The 21,777-nt window shown below is 71.6% G+C and carries 16 protein-coding genes; 2 read left to right on the forward strand and 14 right to left on the reverse strand.

From position 1 onward, the window contains the following. Positions 1-270: 270 nt before the first annotated feature. The 9 genes from ACIO9K_RS33955 to eccD all read right to left on the reverse strand — a co-directional run bounded on the left by ACIO9K_RS33955 (position 271) and on the right by eccD (position 11,304). Positions 271-1,956, reverse strand: a complete 1,686-nt coding sequence (locus ACIO9K_RS33955) for a ribonuclease J (protein WP_363624925.1) — start codon at positions 1,954-1,956, stop codon at positions 271-273. A 171-nt stretch (positions 1,957-2,127) separates the two neighbouring features. Beyond that, positions 2,128-3,027 (reverse strand): 4-hydroxy-tetrahydrodipicolinate synthase, encoded by a 900-nt coding sequence (gene dapA / locus ACIO9K_RS33960; protein WP_063347602.1) that lies wholly within the window; start codon positions 3,025-3,027, stop codon positions 2,128-2,130. 228 nt (positions 3,028-3,255) lie between these two features. Then, positions 3,256-3,987, reverse strand: a complete 732-nt coding sequence (gene thyX, locus ACIO9K_RS33965) for an FAD-dependent thymidylate synthase (protein ID WP_363586537.1) — start codon at positions 3,985-3,987, stop codon at positions 3,256-3,258. After that, entirely contained in the window at positions 3,984-4,442 is a 459-nt protein-coding gene (locus ACIO9K_RS33970; protein WP_363586536.1) for a tetratricopeptide repeat protein, read from the reverse strand. The genes thyX and ACIO9K_RS33970 overlap by 4 nt, the downstream gene beginning before the upstream one ends. 7 nt (positions 4,443-4,449) lie before the next feature. Further along, positions 4,450-5,196, reverse strand: a complete 747-nt coding sequence (gene dapB, locus ACIO9K_RS33975; protein WP_063347605.1) for a 4-hydroxy-tetrahydrodipicolinate reductase — start codon at positions 5,194-5,196, stop codon at positions 4,450-4,452. 14 nt (positions 5,197-5,210) lie between these two features. Continuing rightward, complete coding sequence (locus ACIO9K_RS33980; RefSeq protein WP_350887436.1) at positions 5,211-6,563, reverse strand: pitrilysin family protein; 1,353 nt, start codon at positions 6,561-6,563, stop codon at positions 5,211-5,213. A 115-nt stretch (positions 6,564-6,678) separates the two neighbouring features. After that, positions 6,679-8,886, reverse strand: coding sequence for a polyribonucleotide nucleotidyltransferase (locus ACIO9K_RS33985; protein WP_363586535.1), 2,208 nt, complete (start codon positions 8,884-8,886; stop codon positions 6,679-6,681). A 460-nt stretch (positions 8,887-9,346) separates the two neighbouring features. Beyond that, complete coding sequence (gene rpsO / locus ACIO9K_RS33990; RefSeq protein WP_363586534.1) at positions 9,347-9,637, reverse strand: 30S ribosomal protein S15; 291 nt, start codon at positions 9,635-9,637, stop codon at positions 9,347-9,349. 209 nt (positions 9,638-9,846) lie between these two features. Continuing rightward, a complete protein-coding gene (gene eccD / locus ACIO9K_RS33995) occupies positions 9,847-11,304 on the reverse strand; it encodes a type VII secretion integral membrane protein EccD (protein WP_363624929.1) in 1,458 nt (485 codons plus the stop codon). A gap of 367 nt (positions 11,305-11,671) precedes the next feature. Between eccD and eccCa the strand changes: the two genes are divergently transcribed. After that, entirely contained in the window at positions 11,672-15,616 is a 3,945-nt protein-coding gene (gene eccCa / locus ACIO9K_RS34000; RefSeq protein WP_400335596.1) for a type VII secretion protein EccCa, read from the forward strand. 482 nt (positions 15,617-16,098) lie between these two features. After that, entirely contained in the window at positions 16,099-17,511 is a 1,413-nt protein-coding gene (locus ACIO9K_RS34005) for an APC family permease (protein ID WP_363624933.1), read from the forward strand. Between the two features lie 70 nt (positions 17,512-17,581). Here ACIO9K_RS34005 and ACIO9K_RS34010 read toward each other — a convergent pair whose 3' ends face one another. The 5 genes from ACIO9K_RS34010 to ACIO9K_RS34030 form a co-directional block, all read right to left on the reverse strand. Then, on the reverse strand, positions 17,582-18,820 hold the full coding sequence (locus ACIO9K_RS34010; protein WP_400335598.1) for a hypothetical protein: 1,239 nt from the start codon (positions 18,818-18,820) through the stop codon (positions 17,582-17,584). 67 nt (positions 18,821-18,887) lie between these two features. Beyond that, positions 18,888-19,430: a SigE family RNA polymerase sigma factor gene (locus ACIO9K_RS34015; RefSeq protein ID WP_363624937.1), complete on the reverse strand. Its 543-nt coding sequence runs from the start codon at positions 19,428-19,430 to the stop codon at positions 18,888-18,890. 132 nt (positions 19,431-19,562) lie between these two features. After that, on the reverse strand, positions 19,563-20,795 hold the full coding sequence (gene mycP, locus ACIO9K_RS34020) for a type VII secretion-associated serine protease mycosin (RefSeq protein ID WP_363624939.1): 1,233 nt from the start codon (positions 20,793-20,795) through the stop codon (positions 19,563-19,565). 100 nt (positions 20,796-20,895) lie between these two features. Beyond that, complete coding sequence (locus tag ACIO9K_RS34025; RefSeq protein ID WP_363586526.1) at positions 20,896-21,192, reverse strand: WXG100 family type VII secretion target; 297 nt, start codon at positions 21,190-21,192, stop codon at positions 20,896-20,898. A gap of 102 nt (positions 21,193-21,294) precedes the next feature. Continuing rightward, complete coding sequence (locus ACIO9K_RS34030; protein WP_350885676.1) at positions 21,295-21,600, reverse strand: WXG100 family type VII secretion target; 306 nt, start codon at positions 21,598-21,600, stop codon at positions 21,295-21,297. Positions 21,601-21,777 lie beyond the last annotated feature (177 nt).

Here is a 21,777-nt window from a genome sequence, read left to right on the forward strand (position 1 = left end):
CTTCGGACCGCCTTCCAGCGGGCCCTCCGGGCGCTTCGTTCTTTCGTGTTTCAAGCTTATCAGATGTTTTCCGCTCCGTTTTCCGGAGTTTCATTTACCTGATCGGCTTTCGCCTTTCGGCGCTCCCGAACTCTACCAGAGTTTCTCGGGCCGTTTTCCGCGGTCATTCTCGAATTCGCATTCGAGAGACTTCCTGCGGGGCCGTCCCGTGGGGCAACCCGGAGAACATTACGCACCGGGCTGCCCCACGTCAAACCAGCCGCCGGAGGCTCAGACCTCGACGACGACCGGCAGGATCATCGGCCGGCGGCGGTAGTTGTCCGCCACCCACTTGCCGACGGTCCGGCGGACCAGCTGCTGGACCAGGCGGGGCTCCAGCACGCCGTCGCTCGCCGAGCGGTCCAGGGCCTCCTGGAGCTTGGCGGCGACCGGCACGAACGCGTTGTCGTCGATGCCGGAGCCGCGGGCCTGGAAGGTCGGGCCGCCCACGATCTTGCCGTTGGTCGAGTCGACCGCGACGAAGACCGAGATGAAGCCCTCCTCGCCGAGGATCCTGCGGTCCTTGAGCGAGGCCTCGGTGATGTCGCCGACCGAGGCGCCGTCCACGTAGACGTACCCGGCCTGTACCTTGCCGACGATCCGGGCGACGCCCTTCTCCAGGTCGACGCAGACGCCGTCCTCGGCGATGACCACGCGGTTGCGCGGAATGCCGGTGGCGATGCCCAGGTCGGCGGCGGCCCGCAGGTGGCGCCACTCGCCGTGGACCGGCATCAGGTTGCGCGGCTTGCAGATGTTGAAGAAGTACAGCAGCTCGCCGGCCGAGGCGTGGCCGGAGACGTGCACCTTGGCGTTGCCCTTGTGCACGACCTTGGCGCCCCAGCGGGTGAGGCCGTTGATCACCCGGTAGACGGCGTTCTCGTTGCCCGGGATGAGCGACGAGGCCAGGACGACGGTGTCGCCCTCGACGATGCGGATCTGGTGGTCGCGGTTGGCCATCCGGGACAGCGCCGCCATCGGCTCGCCCTGGGAGCCGGTGCAGATCAGCACGACCTCCTTGTCCGGCAGGTCGTCGAGCTGCTTGACGTCGACGACCATGTTGCCGGGGACCTTCAGGTAGCCGAGGTCGCGGGCGATGCCCATGTTGCGGACCATCGAGCGGCCGACGAAGGCGACCTTGCGCTTGTACTCGTGCGCGGCGTCCAGCACCTGCTGGATGCGGTGCACGTGGCTGGCGAAGGAGGCGACGATGATGCGCTTGTCGGCGTTCGCGAAGACGTTCCGCAGCGCGGCCGAGATGTCCCGCTCGTGCGGGATGAAGCCGGGGACCTCGGCGTTGGTGGAGTCCACCAGCAGCAGGTCCATGCCCTCTTCGGCCAGCTTGGCGAAGGTCGGCAGGTCGGTCAGGCGGCCGTCGAGCGGCAGCTGGTCCATCTTGAAGTCGCCGGTGGCCACGACCATGCCCGCGGGGGTGCGGACGGCGACCGCCAGGGCGTCCGGGATGGAGTGGTTGACCGCGATGAACTCGCAGTCGAAGGGGCCGATGCGCTCGCGCTCGCCCTCCTTGACCTCCAGCACGTACGGCCGGATGCGGTGCTCGGCGAGCTTGGCCTCGATCAGGGCGAGGGTCAGCTTGGAGCCGATCAGCGGGATGTCCGGGTTCTCCCGCAGGAGGAACGGGACGGCGCCGATGTGGTCCTCGTGCCCGTGGGTGAGGACGATGCCGTCGATCTTGTCGAGGCGGTCCCGGATGTAGGTGAAGTCCGGGAGGATCAGGTCCACGCCGGGCTGCTCGTCCTCGGGGAAGAGGACGCCGCAGTCGACGATCAGGATGCGGCCCCCGTATTCGAAGACCGTCATGTTGCGGCCGATCTCGCCGAGACCGCCGAGCGGGGTGATGCGGAGGGCGCCCTCCTTCAGGGCCGGGGGTGCGCCGAGTTCGGGGTGCGGGTGACTCAAAAGACTCTCCTCACGACGCACGCCATATGCCCGGGGTCCTCCCCCTGAAGACATATGGCGTGCGTACTCAGTGTCGTTTTTCCTACTGGGTCGGTGCTCTCGCGCCGTCGGTCCGGTCCAGCGGCGGGCCCGTGAGGGTCCGGCGAGCCGGGGCGCGCACGTCTTCGTCTGTTACAGGTGTACCCCGCCGGCGGCGAGATCCTTCGTCAATCGTGCGATCTCCTCGGGAGTCGCGCCGACCAGCGGCAGCCTCAGCGGGCCGGCCGGCAGTCCCTGGAGCTCCAGCGCGGCCTTGGCGAGGATGACACCCTGCGTGCGGAACATACCGCTGAACACCGGGAGCAGGCCCTGGTGGATCGCCGTGGCCTTGGCCACATCGCCGGCCAGGTACGCCTCGATCATCGCACGCAGTTCGCCGGCCACGACGTGTCCGACGACGCTGACCACTCCGGCGGCTCCGACCGACAGCAGCGGCAGGTTGAGGATGTCGTCGCCGGAGTACCAGGCGAGGTCGGAGCGGGCGATGGCCCAGGCGGCCGCGCCGAGGTCGCCCTTGGCGTCCTTGTTGGCGACGATCCGCGGGTGCTCGCCGAGGCGGACCAGCGTCTCGTGGCTCAGCGCGACGCCGCTGCGGCCCGGGATGTCGTAGAGCATGACCGGCAGCCCGGTGGTGTCCGCGATGTGCACGGTGTGCCGGTACAGGCCCTCCTGCGGGGGCTTGCTGTAGTACGGCGTGACGACCAGCAGGCCGTGGGCTCCGGCGGCCTCCGCCTGTCGCGCCAGCTCGGCACTGTGGTGGGTGTCGTTGGTGCCGACGCCGGCCACCACGTGGGCGCGATCCCCGACCGCCTCCACCACGGCGCGGACGAGCTGGGCCTTCTCGGCGTCGCTGGTGGTCGGGGACTCACCGGTGGTGCCGTTGACGACGAGGCCGTCGTTGCCGGAGTCCACGAGGTGCGTGGCGAGGCGCTGGGCGCCGTCGAGGTCGAGTCCGCCGTCGGCGGTGAACGGGGTGACCATCGCGGTCAGGACCCGGCCGAACGGCGTCTGGGGGGTGGAGGTCGGAGCCATGCGTCCAAAGCTACTCGTAGGCGGTGGGGCGGTACCCACACCGGTCCAGTGTTCGGACAGGGGCATACCACGCGAAGCGGCGGAAACAGGCGGTGACATGGGATTCCGGTGCTGCCCGCTCGGGGGTTCGGGCAGCACCGGAATCCGTGTTCATGAATGTAGGGAGCGGCTAGAAAAGCCGCAATCCAGACATGCGTGACACTCCGCCCATATGCCTATCGTCCCAGGTCAGGGAGCGACCCGGCCGTGCTTCTCGAAGGCCGCATGGGTGAGCGGCATGAGCCGCGCCCACTCCTGCTCCATCTGCTCGGCGACCATCTCGATCTCGCGCTGCGGGAAGGACGGCACCGCCGAGTGCTCCCGCTTGGTCCGCAGCGACAGGAAGTGCATCAGCGAACGGGAGTTGCAGGTCGCGTACATCGAGGAGAACAGTCCGACCGGCAGCACCGCCCGGGCCACCTCGCGGGCCACGCCGGCCGCCAGCATCTCCTGGTAGCGCGCGTAGGACTCGCGGTACGCGGCCTCCATCGCCTCGGTGGTGGTCCTGTGCTGCTCGGGGGTGCCGTCGACGAACTCGTAACGGCCCGGGCGGCCCTGCTGGACGAGCTTGCGCTCCTCCGCCGGGACGTAGAAGACCGGCTGCAGCTCGCGGTAGCGGCCGGACTCCTCGTTGTAGGACCAGCCGCTGCGGTGCCGGTGGAACTCCCGGAACACGAAGATCGGCGCGCTGATGAAGAAGGTCATCGAGTTGTGCTCGAAGGGGGTGCCGTGCCGGTCCCGCATCAGGAAGTTGATCAGGCCCTTGGACTTCTCCGGGTCCTGCTGGACCGCCTCCAGGGACTGCTCCCCCGCGGTCGAGACGCGGGCCGCCCAGATGACGTCCGAGTCGGCGGCCGCGCTGCGGACCAGCTCGACCGTGACGTCGCTGCGGAAGCTGGGGGCCGTCGGTTGGTCGCTCACGCGTTGCTCCTTGCGGGTTCGGTGCTGTGCAGCTTGATGGCGTGCTGCATGGTCTTGCGGGCTCGCGGGGTGTCGCCGGCGTCGGCGTACGCGACCGCGAGGCGGAACCAGACCCGCCAGTCGGCCGGCGCGGCCTCCGCCTCGGTCTGCCGGCGGGCGAACACCGCGTCGGCCGAGGCCCGGTCGATCCGCCCGCCGGTGGTGCGCTGGAGCTCGTCCACCGGCAGGCCGCCCTCGGCCTCCAGCTCCCGGGCGAGTTGCTCGCTGGCCCGGCCGAACCGGACGGTCTGGCGCAGGAACCAGACGCCGATCACCGGGATGACGAAGGCGCACAGGCCGATGCCGATGCCGAGCGGCTTGCCGGTGGCGACCAGCTGGACGCCCTCCCCGACGCAGAGGAGGGCGACCAGCAGCAGCACGCCGGACAGGACGAAGAATCCGGTACGGGACGTCATGCCGGGCTCACAGGTCCAGGAAGTGTTCGAGGCCCAGGGTGAGCCCCGGCGTCTCCACGACCTTGCGCACACCGAGCAGGATGCCCGGCATGAAGCTGCTGTGGTGCAGCGAGTCGTGCCGGATGGTGAGCGTCTCACCGGTGTCGCCGAACATCACCTGCTGGTGGGCGAGCAGCCCGCGCAGCCGGACGGCGTGCACCGGCACCCCGTCCACGTCGGCGCCGCGGGCACCGGGCAGGCTGTGGGTGGTCGGGTCCTGCTGCTGCGGGCGGCCGGCCTCGGCGCGGGCGGCCGCGATCAGCTGCGCGGTACGCGTGGCGGTGCCGCTGGGGGCGTCGGCCTTGCGGTCGTGGTGCAGCTCGACCACCTCGACCGACTCGAAGTACTTCGCCGCGGTCTGGGCGAACTTCATGCCGAGCACCGCGCCGATGGAGAAGTTCGGCGCGATCAGCAGGCCCAGCTCGGGGGCCTGGTCGAGCCAGCCGCGGACGGTGGCCAGCCGCTCGTCCGTCCAGCCGGTGGTCCCGGTGACCACGTGGATGCCGTGGTGCAGGCAGTAGTCGAGGTTGCCCATCACCGAGTCCGGGTGGGTGAGTTCGACGGCGACCTGGACGCCGGCCTCGGTCAGCTCCGCCGGCTCGGACCCGCGGCCCAGGGTGGCCACCAGTTCGAGGTCCGGCGCGGCCTCGACGGCCTTGACCGCCTCGGAGCCGATCCGACCGTTGGCACCGATCACGGCGACACGCAGCGTCATAGCGAAATGTCCTCTCACACCAGCAGATCGGCGAGCTTGGCGGCCCGCTTGTCGTTGACCGGTCCGATCAGCGCCAGCGACGGCCGGTACGCGCCCAGCACATCACGGGCCACCGCGTGGACGTCGTCCAGGGTCACGGCCGCGATCCGCGCCAGCATCTCGTCCACCGACAGGTGGTGTCCGTAGCTCAGCTCGGCCTTGCCGATCCGGTTCATCAGCGAGCCGGTGTCCTCCATGCCCAGCACGGTGGAGCCGGAGATCTGGCCGATCGCGCGCCGCAGCTCCTCTTCGGTGATGCCCTCGGCGACCACCTTGGCCAGCTCCGCGCGGCAGATCCGCAGCACCTCCTCGACCCGCTTGGGCTGGCAGCCGGCGTAGATGCCGAACAGGCCGCTGTCCGCGTAGGACGAGGAGTACGAGTACACCGAGTACGCCAGGCCGCGCTTCTCCCGCACCTCCTGGAACAGCCGGGAGCTCATCCCGCCGCCGAGGGCCGCGTTGAGCACGCCCATCGCCCAGCGGCGCTCGTCGTGCCGCGGCACCCCGGGCACGCCCAGCACCAGGTGGGCCTGCTCGGTGGAGCGGTTGAGCACCTCGACCCGGCCGGCCGTGCGCAGCGCCTTGACGCCGCGGCGGGCCTCGGCGGGGGCCGCGTCGGAGCGGGCCAGCACCGCCGCGAAGGCCTGCTCGACCTGCTTGACCACCGTGTGGTGGTCGAGGTTGCCGGCGGCCGAGACGACCAGGTTCTCGGGCCGGTAGCGGCGGCGGTAGAAGCCGGCGATCTGCTCCCGGGTGAGCACCTTGATGGTCTCCTGGGTGCCCAGGATGGGGCGGCCGAGCGGGCCGCTGCCGAAGATCACCTTGGCGAACAGGTCGTGCACCACGTCGCCCGGGTCGTCCTCGGCCATCGCCATCTCCTCAAGGATGACGCCGCGCTCGGCGTCGACGTCCTCGGAGCGGATCAGCGAGCCGGTGACCATGTCGCAGACCACGTCGATGGCCAGCGGCAGGTCGGTGTCCAGGACCCGGGCGTAGTAGCAGGTGTTCTCCTTCGCGGTGAAGGCGTTCATCTCACCGCCGACCGCGTCCAGGGCAGCCGAGATGTCCAGCGCGCTGCGCCGCGCGGTGCCCTTGAAGAGCAGGTGCTCCAGGTAGTGGGTGGCGCCGTTGAGCTGCGGGGTCTCGTCCCGCGAGCCGACGCCGACCCAGATGCCGAAGGTAGCTGAGCGCACCGTCGGCAGGGTCTCGGTGACGACCCGAAGGCCGCCGGGGAGGACGGTGCGGCGCACCGTGCCGGCGCCGTCGGCGCCCTTGAGCAGGGTCCGGGTGGAGCCGGGGCGCTGCTTCGCCGCCGGGGCCTGAGCCACGGGGGGTACCTCCAGAGGAAACACGCGTGGGAACGCATGGACGAACGCGGGGGGCAACAGGGTGCGGCCCGCACGCCGGGAGGCGTACGGGCCGCAAGGGTCAGCTAGCGGCGCTTCACTCGGAAGCGGTCTCGCCGGCTTCCTCGCCCTCGACGACGGGGATGAGGGAGAGCTTGCCGCGCGGGTCGATCTCGGCGATCTCGACCTGCACCTTGGCGCCGACACCGAGGACGTCCTCGACGTTCTCGACGCGCTTGCCGCCGGCCAGCTTGCGGATCTGCGAGATGTGCAGCAGGCCGTCCTTGCCCGGCATGAGCGAGACGAACGCGCCGAACGTCGTGGTCTTCACCACGGTGCCCAGGTAGCGCTCGCCGACCTCCGGCATGGTCGGGTTGGCGATCTGGTTGATCGTGGTGCGGGCGGCCTCGGCGGCCGGTCCGTCGGCGGCACCGATGTAGATGGTGCCGTCGTCCTCGATCGTGATCTCGGCGCCGGTGTCCTCCTGGATCTGGTTGATCATCTTGCCCTTGGGGCCGATGACCTCACCGATCTTGTCCACCGGGATCTTGATGGTGATGATCCGCGGGGCGTTCGGAGACATCTCGTCCGGCGTGTCGATGGCCTCGTTCATCACGTCGAGGATGTGCAGACGCGCGTCCTTGGCCTGCTTCAGCGCGGCGGCCAGCACCGACGCCGGGATGCCGTTGAGCTTGGTGTCCAGCTGCAGGGCGGTGATGAAGTTGCGGGTACCGGCGACCTTGAAGTCCATGTCGCCGTACGCGTCCTCGGCACCGAGGATGTCGGTCAGCGCGACGTAGTGGGTCTCGCCGTCGATCTCCTGGGAGATCAGGCCCATGGCGATACCGGCGACGGCGGCCTTCAGCGGCACACCGGCGTTCAGCAGCGACATGGTGGAGGCGCAGACCGAGCCCATCGAGGTGGAGCCGTTGGAGCTCAGCGCCTCGGAGACCTGGCGGATGGCGTACGGGAACTCCTCGCGCGAGGGCAGCACGGGGATGATCGCCCGCTCCGCCAGCGCGCCGTGGCCGATCTCGCGGCGCTTGGGCGCACCCACGCGGCCGGTCTCGCCGACCGAGTACGGCGGGAAGTTGTAGTTGTGCATGTAGCGGCGGCGCGTCTCCGGGGAGAGCGTGTCCAGCTGCTGCTCCATGCGCAGCATGTTGAGGGTGGTGACGCCCAGGATCTGGGTCTCGCCACGCTCGAACAGGGCCGAGCCGTGCACGCGCGGGATGGCCTCGACCTCGGCGGCCAGGGTGCGGATGTCGGTGACACCGCGGCCGTCGATGCGGACCTTGTCCTTGATGACGCGCTCGCGGACGACCTTCTTGGTCAGCGCGTTGTAGGCGGCGCTGATCTCCTTCTCGCGGCCCTCGAACTCGGGGAGCAGCTTCTCGGCGGCCAGCGCCTTGACGCGGTCCAGCTCGTTGTTGCGCTCCTGCTTGCCCGGGATGGTGAGGGCCTGGGCGAGCTCGTCCTTGACGGCGGCGGTCAGCGCGGCGAGGACGTCGTCCTGGTAGTCCAGGAAGACCGGGAACACGCCGGTCGGCTTGGCGGCCTGGGCGGCGAGCTGCGACTGGGCGGCGCACAGCACCTTGATGAACGGCTTGGCGGCGTCCAGACCGGCGGCGACGACGTCCTCGGTCGGCGCCTCGGCGCCGCCCTCGACCAGCTTGATGGTCTTGTCGGTGGCCTCGGCCTCGACCATCATGATCGCGACGTCGCCGTCCGGCAGGACGCGACCGGCGACGACCATGTCGAAGACGGCCGACTCCAGCTCGCTGTGGGTCGGGAAGGCCACCCACTGGCCGTTGATCAGCGCGACGCGGACGCCGCCGATCGGGCCGGAGAACGGCAGGCCCGCCAGCTGGGTGGAGGCGGAGGCGGCGTTGATGGCCACCACGTCGTACAGGTGGTCGGGGTTGAGCGCCATGACGGTGCAGACGACCTGGACCTCGTTGCGCAGGCCCTTGACGAAGGACGGGCGCAGCGGGCGGTCGATCAGGCGGCAGGTGAGGATCGCGTCCTCGGAGGGCCGGCCCTCACGACGGAAGAACGAGCCGGGGATGCGGCCCGCGGCGTACATGCGCTCCTCGACGTCCACGGTCAGCGGGAAGAAGTCGAAGTGCTCCTTCGGCTGCTTGGACGCGCTGGTGGCCGACAGCACCATGGTGTCGTCGTCCAGGTAGGCCACGGCGGAGCCGGCGGCCTGACGGGCCAGACGGCCGGTCTCGAAGCGGATGGTACGGGTGCCGAAGGAACCGTTGTCGATCACGGCCTCGGCGTAGAACACGTTCTCTTCCACCTGGAAGATCTCCTCTTTCGTACGTCTCCGGGAGAGCGTCCCCGCGCTGCCTGCCTGCCGGCTGGCCCTGGCCCTCCTGGCAAGGAGGACGGCAGTCGGGCCGGTCTTCGATCGAAGCCTCCGGGGTGCTCCGCTCGGTCTGCGGGGCTTCCGGGGGCCACTACCGAGGACCGGCGCCTCACGGCTGCCGGGCCGGGACGGGCGGTCCGCGTCTGGACGCTCTCTCGGATGCGGGCGGCTTCCGTTTGAAGCCTTCGGCCCGCGGGGGGTTCGGGTTCGTCTGCCCGGGTGGCGCGCTGGTGCGCCATCACCGGGCATGCCCACAACCCTACGGTGCAATCCTCGGCCACCTGGGGAGGTACGCGCGAGTTGTTATGTCCGGGCGCCGCGGCTCGGGGTGTCCGCGGCATACGCGCGAGGGGCGGCTCCCCGGTGTGGGGAGCCGCCCCGAGCGGCGGTCTTAGCGGGCGCCACCGGCGGCACCGCGGCGGATGCCCAGGCGGTCGACGAGCGTACGGAAGCGCTCGATGTCCTTCTTGGCCAGGTACTGCAGCAGGCGGCGGCGCTGGCCGACCAGGATCAGCAGGCCACGACGCGAGTGGTGGTCGTGCTTGTGGATCTTGAGGTGCTCGGTCAGGTCCGCGATGCGGCGGGAGAGCATGGCCACCTGGACCTCGGGGGAACCGGTGTCGCCCTCCTTCTGGCCGAACTCGGCGAAGATCTGCTTCTTGACGTCAGAGGCGAGAGCCACTGCAACTCCTTCAGGGTGTACCGAGCGGTCCTGGTCGACAACACAGGACTCATGAGGACTCGGTGTCGTGACGGAGCGCGGCCGGCGGTCTGCGACCCACCGGAGGCGGACACACGGCTGCGCTCGAAGGCCAAGGGTACCAGTGCCGCCCACCCCGCCGGTCGGCGGGCCGGACGGGCCGAACGGGGCGGGCGGCACGGGCCGGCCGGTCAGCTGGTGGCGCCGCGGACCAGCCGGTAGACGTCCAGGACGGCGAGCGCCAGCGGGACGAGCGAGATCAGGGTCAGGCTGTCGACCAGGTCCAGGATGCGCCCCCAGAACGGGGAGACGCCGAGCCGGGGCACCACCAGCGCGATCGCGGCGAGCAGCGCCGCGCCGAACGCGATGGAGGCGGCCAGCCAGACGGTGCGCAGGTCGACCTCGGCGGAGCTGGCGGCGCGCAGGATGAACTGCGGGGTGTGCAGGGACAGGCCGATGATCAGCAGGGCCAGACCGAGCAGCCCGGCGATGGTGAGGCTGAAGACCTGCGCGGTGTAGCGGAACAGCCGGGCGCGCAGCATCGTGGCCAGGCCCAGGGCGAGCGCGAGCAGCTCGGGGAACGTCCGGTCGGTGAAGCCGAGGACGGCGCAGGAGCCGACCACGACCGCGGCGCAGCCGCCGACCAGGCCGACCAGGACCTCGTGGCCGCGGCGGGCCTGGTGGGCGATCCGCTCGTACTGGACGGCCTCGGCGCGCTCGGCCTCCTCGTCGTAGTCGCGGCTGCGGGTGCGGGTCTGGCCCGGTGCGCTGAAGCCGACGGGCAGCCGGGCGAAGCGGGCGGAGAGGCCGGGCAGGAAGCCGACGGCCGCGACGGCGGTGATGCCGGTGACGGCGGCGATGTGCCCGGCGGGGGTGTCCGGCAGCAGGACGGCGGCGAAGGTGGCGAGCGCGCCGGCGGCGGCGACCAGGGCGGCGGCGACGAACACCGCGTCCTTCTCGGGGAGCAGTCCCACCAGCAGCACGGCGACCACCAGGACGGCGACGCAGCCGGCCAGGAACTGGAGCCGGCCGGGGCCGTCCCACGGGTGGGCGACGGCGAGGACGCCGCTGCCGCCGATCATGGCGTGCGGCAGGGCGCCGAGGCCGAGCGCGAGGGCGGCGTGGGCGTCCTGGTAGACCCGGGCGCGGACGCCGGCCAGCGCGGTGAGGACGACGGCGGTGACGCCGGCCAGGACGCCGGGCAGGCCGTGCATGTCGTGGCGCAGGTCGGCGAACCAGAGCGCGAAGCCGAGCAGGACGAGCAGCAGCGCGGCGCCGATCAGGCCGAAGGCCCGCATGAGTTCGGCGCTCCAGAGCCGGCGGTCGGTCTCGACGGCGCTGGCGATCGCGTCGGCGACGTCGTCGTAGACGGCCGGCGGGAGGGACTCGGCGAAGGGGCGCAGCGCGAGCAGGTCGCCGTCGCGGACCTGCTGGGCGGCGAGCGGCAGGCCGCTGTCGAGGACGGTGCCGTCGCGGCGCACCAGGTGGAAGCCGGTGGGCGCGCCGTCGGGCTGGCTCTGGTTGGCCAGGCGCAGCACCTCGGGGTAGACGTCCGCGAGCGGGACGTCCTCGGGCAGGGCGACGTCGATCCGGCGGTCCGGGGCGACGACGGTGACCCGGCAGTAGCCGGTCGCGGCGGTGTTGCTCATCGCCGCACCTCGGTCCTTCGACGCACTGGGCGCTCCCCCTTGTTGACGGTGCCGCGGCACGGCGGCGCTCGGTGTGGCAGTGGAACCGGCCCGACCGGGCCGCGAGTTGGCGCGGCGTTACCCTACCCGCTCGGTTCGTGCCCGGCCCCGGTGCGGGCCGGGCCCCCGGCGGGGGGTGCGGCCGCGGGCCTGGCGGGCGGTGCGGGGGCGACCGTTAGGATCGGCCCCTGCGCGCGGTACGGGGGGCGGCGCCGTGTGGCGCGTCCTCGCCCTGGCGAAACCCGTACGAGCCGTACGAGTCGTACGAGTCCAGTTGCGTGAGGGCTGATGCCGAAGTGATCGATCGACGCCGCGGGGTGGATGACACATGGGTGTGATCACGGTCAAGCGCCCGGGCCGGGCCTATCCGCCGGCGGTGCCGGACGAGCCGGTGGAGCTGGTGACCCCGCCCGAACTGCCCCGGCAGGGCGGCGAGGACTGGCTGATGAGCATCCTCCCGATGCTCGGCATGGGCGGCTCGGCGGTGTTCTTCTTCGCGCCGGGCGCGGCGGCCCCGATGAAGGTCATGGGCGGTCTGATGGTCGCCTCGACGGTCGGCATGGTGCTGGCGCAGATCATGCGGGCCCGCAAGGGCGGTTCGACCGCGATGGCGGACGAGCGGCGCGACTACCTCAAGTACCTGCAGCAGATGCGCCGCCAGGTGCGCCGCACGGCGGAGCGCCAGCGCGGCGCGCTGCTGTTCCTGAACCCGGCGCCGGACCAGCTGTGGTCGATCGTGGCGGACGGCCGGCGGCTGTGGGAGCGCCGCACCGGGGACGGCGACTTCGCGCAGATCCGGGTGGGCCTGGGCCCGGTTCAGCTGTCGACGCCGCTGGTGGCGCCGCAGACCGCGCCGATGGACGAGCTGGAGCCGCTGTCGGCGGCCGCGATGCACTCCTTCCTGAAGGCCCACGGCACCTTGCAGGACCTGCCGCTGGCGGTGTCGCTGCGCGCCTTCTACCACGTCACGGTGTGCGGGGACGCGGACTCGGTGTACGGCAACGTGCGCGCGATGATCGCCCAGCTGACCACCCTGCACTCGCCGGACGACCTGCTGGTCGCGGTGGCCGCGGCGCCGGGCGCGGCGGAGGAGTGGGAGTGGACCAAGTGGCTCCCGCACAACCAGCACCGCAAGGAGGCCGACGGCGCGGGCTCGCGCCGGCTGATCGCCACCGACCTGGGCGAGCTGGAGTTCCTGTTGCAGGACGAGCTGGCCGGCCGCCAGCGGTTCGTGCGGGACGCGGCGCCCGCGCCGGACCAGCCGCACCTGGTGGTGGTGATGGACGGCGCCGGGGTGCCGCCGAACTCGCTGCTGGCGAGCCCCGAGGGCGTGCAGGGGGTGACCGTCATCGAGGTGGTGCCGGGCGACCTCGACGAGCCGAGCGGGCACCTGATGGTGACGGTGAGCCCGCAGGAGCTGGTGCTGCGCTCGGCCTCCGGGGCGACGTACACCGGCACGCCGGACCTGCTCTCGGTCTGGCAGTCCGAGGCGCTGGCACGGCAGTTGGCGCCGTACCGGCTCTCGGCCGGCGGGGACGACGAGCCGCTGCTGTCGAACCTGGACTTCACCGACCTGATGAACTCGGGCGACCCGGGCTCCTTCGACGTGACGCGCAGCTGGCGCCCGCGCGCCCAGCACGAGCGGATGCGGGTGCCGATCGGGGTCGGCGCGAACGGCGAGCACGTCTACCTGGACATCAAGGAGGCCGCGCTGGAGGGCATGGGCCCGCACGGCCTGTGCGTGGGCGCGACCGGCTCCGGCAAGTCGGAGCTGCTGCGCACCCTGGTGCTGGCGCTGGCGATGACGCACTCCTCGGAGATCCTGAACTTCGTCCTCGCCGACTTCAAGGGCGGCGCGACCTTCTCCGGCATGGCGGACATGCCGCACACCTCCGCGGTGATCACCAACCTGGAGGGCGAACTCACCCTGGTCGACCGCATGCGGGACGCGATCGAGGGCGAACTGCACCGCCGCCAGGAGCTGCTGCGCTCGGCGGGCAACTACGCCAACATCCACGAGTACGAGCGGGCCCGGGCGGCCGGCGCGGCGCTGGACCCGCTGCCCTCGCTGGTGCTGATCATCGACGAGTTCTCCGAACTCCTCACCGCCAAGCCGGACTTCATCGAGATGTTCATCCAGATCGGCCGGATCGGCCGGTCGCTGGGGGTGCACCTGCTGCTGGCCTCGCAGCGCCTGGAGGAGGGCAAGCTGCGCGGCCTGGACACCTACCTCTCCTACCGGATCGGTCTGCGCACCTTCTCGGCGGCCGAGTCGCGGGCGGCGATCGGGGTGCCGGACGCCTACCACCTGCCGCCGGTGCCGGGCGTCGGGTACCTCAAGTTCGGCGAGGACGTGATGGACCGGTTCAAGGCCGCGTACGTCTCGGGGCCCTACCGGGCGCCGGGGCAGCAGCGGTCGACCGGCGGGCGGCGGGTGAACGCCCGCCCGGTGCTGTTCACCGCGGCCCGGGTGGAGCCGCCGGAGCCGGCGGTGGAGGAGGAGGCGCCGCTCGCCCCGGAGCAGGACGACGCGCTGGTCGACACCGTGCTGGACGTGTTCGTGCAGCGGATGACGGGCCAGGGCCCGGCCGCGCACCAGGTGTGGCTGCCGCCGCTGGAGGAGGCGCCGAGCATGGACCACCTGCTGCCGCCGCTCCAGGTGGTGCCGGAGCGCGGGCTGACCGCGCCCGGCTTCCCGGCGGGCCGGCTGCGGGTGCCGATCGGCATCGTGGACAAGCCGCGCGAGCAGAAGACCGACGTCCTGGAGGTCGACTACGCGGGGGCGGCCGGCCACGGCCTGGTCGTGGGCGGCCCGCGCTCGGGCAAGTCGACGGTGGTGCGCACCACGGTGGCCTCGTTCGCGCTCACCCACACCCCGCGGGAGGTGCAGTTCTACCTGCTGGACTTCGGCGCGGGCAGCTTCCAGTCGCTGGCCGGGCTGCCGCACGTCGGCGGGGTGGCCGGGCGCCTGGACGTCGACAAGGTGCGCCGGATGGTCTCCGAGGTGCACGGGGTGCTGAACCGGCGCGAGGAGCTGTTCCGGGCCGCCGGGATCGACACCATCGGCACCTACCGGGCCCGCCGGGCGGCCGGGCAGCTGCCGGACGAGGCGTTCGGCGACGTGTTCCTGGTGATCGACGGCTGGAACACCTTCAAGCAGGAGTTCGAGGTGCTGGAGCCGGTGATCGGCGACATCGCCCAACGCGGCCTCGGCTACGGCGTCCACCTGGTCATCACCGCGGCCCGGTACGCGGAGGTGCGCCCGGCGCTGAAGGACCTGCTGCAGAACCGGACCGAGCTGAAGCTCGGCGACCCGATGGAGTCCGAGGTGGACCGCCGGGTGGCGCAGAACGTCCCGCCGCTGGCCGGGCGCGGCATCACCCCGGAGCGGCTGCACTTCCTGTCCGGCCTGCCGCGGCTGGACGGCTCCTGCGCGGTGGACGACCTCCAGCACGGGGTGGCCGGCCTGGTCGCCGCCGTCGACGGGGCCTGGACCGGGCCGCGCGCGCCGCAGGTGCGGATGCTGCCGGCCGTCCTGGACGGGAACTCGCTGCCGAAGGGCTTCGAGCGCCCGGAGCGCGGGATCGCCTTCGGCGTGGACGAGGCCGAGCTGGCACCGGCCTTCGTGAACTTCGAGACCGACCCGCTGTTCATCGTCTTCGGCGACACCGAGTCGGGGAAGTCGGCGCTGCTGCGGATGCTGGTCAAGCAGATCACCGAGCGGTACACCCCGGACCAGGCGGGCATCGTGGTCGGCGACTACCGGCGCGCGCTGCTGGGCGCCGTGCCGCCGGAGTACCTGGTGGAGTACGCGGCCGCGCAGCCGGCCATGGCGGCCATCGTGGACATGCTGCGCGGGGCCTGCGCGCGCCGCCTGCCCGGCCCGGACGTCACCGCCGAGCAGCTGCGCAACCGCAGCTGGTACAGCGGCAAGGACATGTTCGTGATCGTGGACGACTACGAGCTGGTCGCGACGGGCTCGGGCAACCCGCTGGCGCCGCTGGCGGAGTTCCTGCCGTTCGCCCGGGACATCGGCCTGCGGGTGATCGTGGCCCGCAGCGCGGGCGGCGCCGGCCGCTCGCTGTACGAGCCGGTGCTGCAGCGGATGCGCGAGCTGGGCGGGCAGGGCGTGATCCTCTCCGGCAACCGGGACGAGGGCGCGCTGCTGGGGACGGTCAAGCCGATGCCGCTGCCGCCGGGGCGCGGGGTGTACGTGTCGCGCCGGGCGACCGGCGGGCAGATGGTCCAGACGGGCTGGCTGCCGCTGGTGTGAGGGCACCGGCGCACCGCGCCGGCGGCTACGGACGGTGATCGAGGGGTCGGGCTCACGGGAGCCCGGCCCCTTTCGCGTCCCAGGTGTCGAAACGTTACCTAGATCTTTCCGGCGCGGGGCTGCGGTTCCCGCACCCCGCCCGGGGGTTGCGGCCGCACAGGGGGGCGCCTGGGCGTATCGCCGTCCGACTCCACGGACACCTTTGAAAGGTGGCTTGCAACACTCTGTTCACCTTGGATTCAGTTGCAATGTGGCAGAGGTAACAAGTCGGGCAAAGCTCGCAATGACCGTACGTGATCATCGGATCGCATGTCTATGCCCTTCCGCGCAACGGATTCCGAAGCATTTCGGCCATTGACGCAATCAATACGCCCAGGTTCCATTGCGACCCAGGAGCGACCCCACCAGAACCCCGAGCAGACAGCCAGCGGAGGCGATACCGCTCCCACCCACAGGACCGCACAGAGCCGATCGGAAGCCACATGACCGACACGCTTCGCCCGCCACGCGCCGCGACCCCCGCGACGGCCGACACCGCCGTCGCCGCCGCGCCCCAGCAACTCAAGCGCTCGATCGGCGTGGTGGGCGGCACCCTGCTCACACTGTCCTGCGTCACCCCGGCCTCCACGCTCTTCGTGATCGTCCCGGAGCTGTTCTCCAGCATCGGCAGCGCCACCGCCCTGGCCATCGCCATCGGCACCGTGCTGTGCGTCGCCGTCGCGTTCTGCTACTCCGAGCTCGGCACCCTGATCCCCAGCGCCGGCGGCGAGTACGCGATGGTCGGCACCCTCGCCGGGCGGCTGGCCGGCTGGCTGGTCTTCGTGCTCTCGCTGATCGTCGTGATGATCGTCCCCTCGGTCATCGCCCTCGGCACCGCCGACTACCTCGCCCCCGTGCTGCACCTCGACAAGGCCATGACCGGCGCCGCCGTGATGCTCGCCGCCACCCTGGCCGGCCTGCTCGACCTGCGCGCCAACGCCTGGCTCACCGGCGTCTTCCTGGTGCTGGAGGTCATCGCGGCCGGCGTCGTCTCCGTGCTCGGGTTCTCCCACGCCAACGGCGACGCCCCCAGCCTGCTGCACGGCGTGGTCACCGGGGACGGCGGCGCCACCACCACGGTGAGCATCGGCGCCATCGTCGGCGCGCTCGGCATCGCCCTGTTCATCACCCAGGGCTTCTCCACCGCCGTCTACCTCTCCGAGGAGCTGGAGAACCCCCGCCGCAACGTCTCGCGCACCGTGCTGTGGACGCTCGGCATCTCCTCCGCCGTCATCCTGGTCCCGGTCGTCGCCATCACCATGGGCGCCCCCGACCTCCAGACCCTGAGCTCCGGCGACATCTCCGGCATGGTCACCGCCTGGAGCAACTCCGCGGTCGGCACCTTCATCAGCCTCTGCGTCGCGCTGGCGATCATCAACGCCGGCATCGTCATGGTCATCCAGAACTCCCGGGTCCTGTTCGCCTCCGCCCGCGACAAGGCCTGGCCCGAGCCGGTCAACAAGGCCTTCGGCACCCTCGGCCGGTTCGGCTCCCCGTGGGTCGCCACCCTGGCCGTCGGCCTGCCCGGCGCCGCGCTCTGCTTCGTCAAGGGCGCACTGCTCAGCAACATCACCGGCGTCGCCGTCACCGGGATGTACCTGCTGGTCGCGATCGCCGCGCTGCTCTCCCGCCGCGCCCACCACAAGCACGCCGCCGCCTGGCGGATGCCGCTGTGGCCGGCCGTCCCGGTGGTGCTGATCGCCGTCCTCGTCTACGTGATGACCCAGCTGGACACCGAGCCCCTGCTGTGGACCGGCGGCATCACCGCCGCCGCCACCCTCTACTGGCTGTTCTACCTGCGCCCCCGCCAGGACACCCGCTGGGTGATCAGCCTCCCCGAGGACCAGCAGCCCTGACCCCCACCCCTCCCCCACACGGCAGTGCCCCGGGCTCCCCCTCGCCCGGGGCACTGCCACGTCCGCACCGCTACTTCTTCAGCTTCCACACCGGCGCGGTGGCGATCGCCTTCAGCTGGTCGTTGCTCAGCGCCGGGGTGCTGCGGGTCGCCGGGGTCTGCTGGGTGCCGCTGTTGAACGCGCTGATCACCACCCGCAGGCCGTCCGCGTGCAGGGTGTCGACGGTCCACATGCCCGGGTTGGAGCCCCGCTTGCCGACCACCACCCTGGTGCCGTCCGGCTGTGCCCGGGCACTGCCGAACAGCTCCTCCTTGGTCTTGTCGTCGCGGGACCAGTCCTGCACGTTGATCTGCACCATGGACTTGCCCTTGCCGTCGTCGACCACGAAGTTCGCGTAGCCAGGCTGTCCCCCGGTCTCCGTCTCGGTCAGCCCGGACGGCAGCAGCTTGGCGACGATCGCCAGGATCTCGTCCTTGCCGTACTCCTTGCCGTTGTCCGGCCCCGGCTCCGGCCGCGGCTCGGGGAACTTGGCGATGATCCCGTCCCAGGCCTTGTCGGTGACGACCGCCCTCAGCTGCTCCGGCGACAGCGGCGGCGTCCGGCGGCTGTCCGGTGCGCCCTTCTCCGCCTCGGCGTTCCACTCCGTCAGCTCGATCACGCGGCCGTCGGCGCCGCCCAGCCAGGCGGACCACCTCTTGGTGCCGGCCTGCTTGTTCGGGTACTCGTAGCCCTGGAACAGGGTCAGCTTGCCTCCGCCCGGCAGGCCCGCGCTGGTGCAGGCGTCGTACGGGACGAGCTTCCGGTCCGGACAGCCGTTCTCCGTCAGGACCGGGCTGCCGGCCCCGACCCGGTTGACCGAGACCGCCATCGCGGCCCTGCCCCGACCGTCGTCGAAGACCAGCGTGCCGCCCTGGCGTTGGCCGGCGTTCTCGTCGCTGGTCCGGCCGCCCGGCAGCAGGCCCCGCAGGGTGGCCAGCACCTCCTCGCCGGTGACCTCGCCCGGCTCCGCGGAGGAGGCCGCCGCGACCGGGGCCGCCGAGCCGCTCCCGCTGCCGCCGGCGGTGCTCGGGGCGGCCGCGGGCACCGCACTCGGGCGCGGCGAGGAGCCGGTGAGGTACACCGCGCCGGTCCCCACCAGGGCCAGCGCGGCCGCGCCGCCCACCACCGCGGCGGTCGAGCGGCGGCGCCAGCGTCGGCGTCCGCGCTGGTACCCGCCCGCGAGCAGGTCGGACGGCTCGGTGCGGAAGCCCTCGCCCGTACGGGTGAGGGCGTAGAGAAGATCGTCCTCGAACTTGTCCGGTTCGGACATGGGTGGTCACCGTCTCCTTGCATCACGAAATTGCGTCACGGGTTGCGTCACGGACTACGAGCAGTGGTCAGCGGGCGGCGAGCTCGGCCAGCGAGTCGCCGAGCAGGCCGCGCAGCCGGGCCAGCGCCCGGGTGGTGCGGGTGCGGACCGCCCCCGGGGAGGAGCGCAGCACCTCGGCGGTCTCCGCGACGCTGCGGTCCTCCCAGTAGCGCAGCACCAGGACGGCGCGGTCCTTGGGCGGCATCCGGCCGAGGGCGTCGAGCAGGGTCATCCGCAGCGCGCCGTCCGCCTCCCGCGCCTCCGACTCGGGCACGGCCCCGATGGGGCGCTCGGTGCTGGAGCGGCGGCGCTGCTGGGCGAGGAAAGTGCGCACCATCACCGTGTGGGTGTAGGCGGCCGGGTTGTCGATCCGGTTCCGGCCGCCGGTCCAGGCGCTGCGTCGCCAGAGCACGTACATCCGACTGAGGGCCTCCTGGACGAGGTCCTCGGCGTAGTGGGTGTCGCCGCTGGTCAGCAGGCAGGCCGAGCGGTACAGGTGGCCGGTGCGGCCGGACACCAGCTCCAGGAACCCGGCGTCCTCGGCCTCCCGGCCCGCCCCGATCCACCCCATGCCCGCCGCTCCCCCGTGTCCGTGCTCCCCGACACTTCTTGGATGCGGTGAGCGGCCCACGACGTTACAGCCGTTCCGGAGGATTCTTCCGCGCACCCCCCCCAGGCACCGGTCGGGTGCTGCGCACACGGATCAGTCGGCGGACCTGCGGCGCAGGTCGCGCAGGACGACGCCGCCGCCGATGAGCAGCGCGACCAGCAGCGCCCCGATGCCGAGGACGTACGTCGCGGTGCGGCCGTCGCGGTCGGCCTGGGTCTCGCCGAGGCCGACCGGCCGGGGCACGATCGGGGCGGCGGCCAGTCGGACGGGGGCGTCCGGGGTGGCGGTGAACGGCGCGCTCTCGGGGGCCTTGGTGACGGCCCTGACCGGGTCGACCACGCCCCAGCCGATGAACCGGTCCGGATCGCGCTGGGTGCGCTGGGCGGTCTGCTCGATCCAGGCCCGCACCTGGGCCGGCTTCCAGTTCGGGTGGGCGCCGACCAGCAGCGCGACGAGCCCGGACACGTACGGGGCGGAGAAGCTGGTGCCGTTGTCGACGCACTGGCCGCCCCTGGGGACGGTGGAGAGCATGTCGACGCCGGGTGCGGCGACCTTCACGAAGGAGCCGTACTGGGAGAACGGGGCGCGCTCGTTGTTGCGGTCGGAGGCGCCGACGGCGAGCACGGTCGGGAACGCGCCGGGGTAGGTGTCACCCTCCTTGCCGTCGTTGCCGGTGGAGGCGACCACCACGACGCCGCTGTCCTCGGCGGCCTGGACGGCGGCCTTCAGCTCCTGGTACCCGCCGAAGCCGGCGGCGCCGGCACCGCGGACGTCCTGGGAGATGTTGATGACCTTGGCCTTGGCCCTGACCGCCTCGTTGACGGCCTGGACCAGGGTGGAGACGTCGCCGTTGCCGTCGCTGTCGTTCTGGCGGATCGACAGGACGGTGGCGTCGGGGGCGAGCCCGACGAAGCCCGTCCGGTCGTAACGGCGGGCGGCGATGATGCCGGCCACCTTGGTGCCGTGGCCGACCGGGTCCTCCTTGGAACTGCCCGGGACCTTCTCCTTGGTCTCCCGGTTCACCACCAGGTTGGAGCCCTCCAGGACCTTGCCGGCCAGCTGCGGGTTCTGGTCGTCCACGCCGGTGTCGATGACCGCGACGGTCACCCCCGCGCCGGTGGTCCGACCGCCCTGCCACAGCTCGTCCAGCAGCAGGCGCTGCAGCGACCACGGCACGGTCGGCACGTCGGGCGCGTTCTTCGGGCAGTCGCCCGCGGCGGCCAGCCCTGGTCCGCTGTCCGCGTGCGCCGGGGCGGCGAGCGGGCCGCCCAGCACGGCGAGCGCGGCCAGTGCCGCGGCCGCCTTCCGGTACCCGCGTCCGGACACCCTGCCACCCCTCATGTCGTCCACCCGTGCCGCGCGCCGAAGGGCGGGTGCCCGGAGTCCGAGCACCCGCCCCCTCACGTTCCCGCTGGGGAACGCGTGGTCAGCTGTTCCCCCACAGCTTGGCGTTGTTGTTCTCGGTCGTCCGGTAGCTCTGCGCGGCGCCGTCCAGCGAGGAGGCGATCTGCGTGCAGACCTTCTGCAGGTCGGCGGCGCGCGCGTCCCACTGGGTCTGGTGGGCCTGGTAGCCCTGCTGGGCCGCGCCCTGCCAGCTGGACGCGATGCGGTTGACGTCGCCCTTGAGGTCGTTCAGCAGGTGGTCGATGCGACCGGCCGAGGCGCGCACTTCCTCGGCCGCGTGGTGGACGGTCTCGAAGTTGACGAGGATGTGGTCGGACACGATGTCTCCCTTGACGAGGATGCGGAGCACCCCGCGCTCAGCCGCGGGCGCCCCACCGAGCGGAAGGTCGGAACAGAACGGTGATCAGCGCGGTGCGGCTGATCAGCCCTGGGCGTTGGAGAACAGCGCCTTCTGCTCTTCCTCGGTGCTCGCGTAGTGCTTGGTGGTCAGCTCGATCGCGTGCTGGATCGCGGTCAGCGACTCCTTCAGCTTCGCGATGTCGGTGTTGACCTGGTCCTGCAAGGCCTTGTAGGCGTTCGCCGCCTGGCCCTGCCAGCCGCCGGTGATGCCATCGACCGTGCTGATGAGCTTCTGCCGCTCAGCCTCGATCTTTCCGATCGCGTCCTCGATCCGCTTGGCGAAAGCCAGCATCTCCTGAGCCGTCATCGTGAACTGACCCTGAGCCATGCTCCACCATCCCCCATGAGACAGACATTGCGTGTACGGAGGGCAGCGCGGCCCGACCGTCCCATCACCCTAGTGATGTCCAGGAGCACTGTAGTCGGCACACGCAGCTCACCCAACACCGAACTCGGCGCAGTTACCAGACCATGACACTGAGGCCAATTCCGTTGCCGGGCTTGG

Source organism: Kitasatospora sp. NPDC087271 (assembly GCF_044744605.1).
Lineage (GTDB): Bacteria > Actinomycetota > Actinomycetes > Streptomycetales > Streptomycetaceae > Kitasatospora.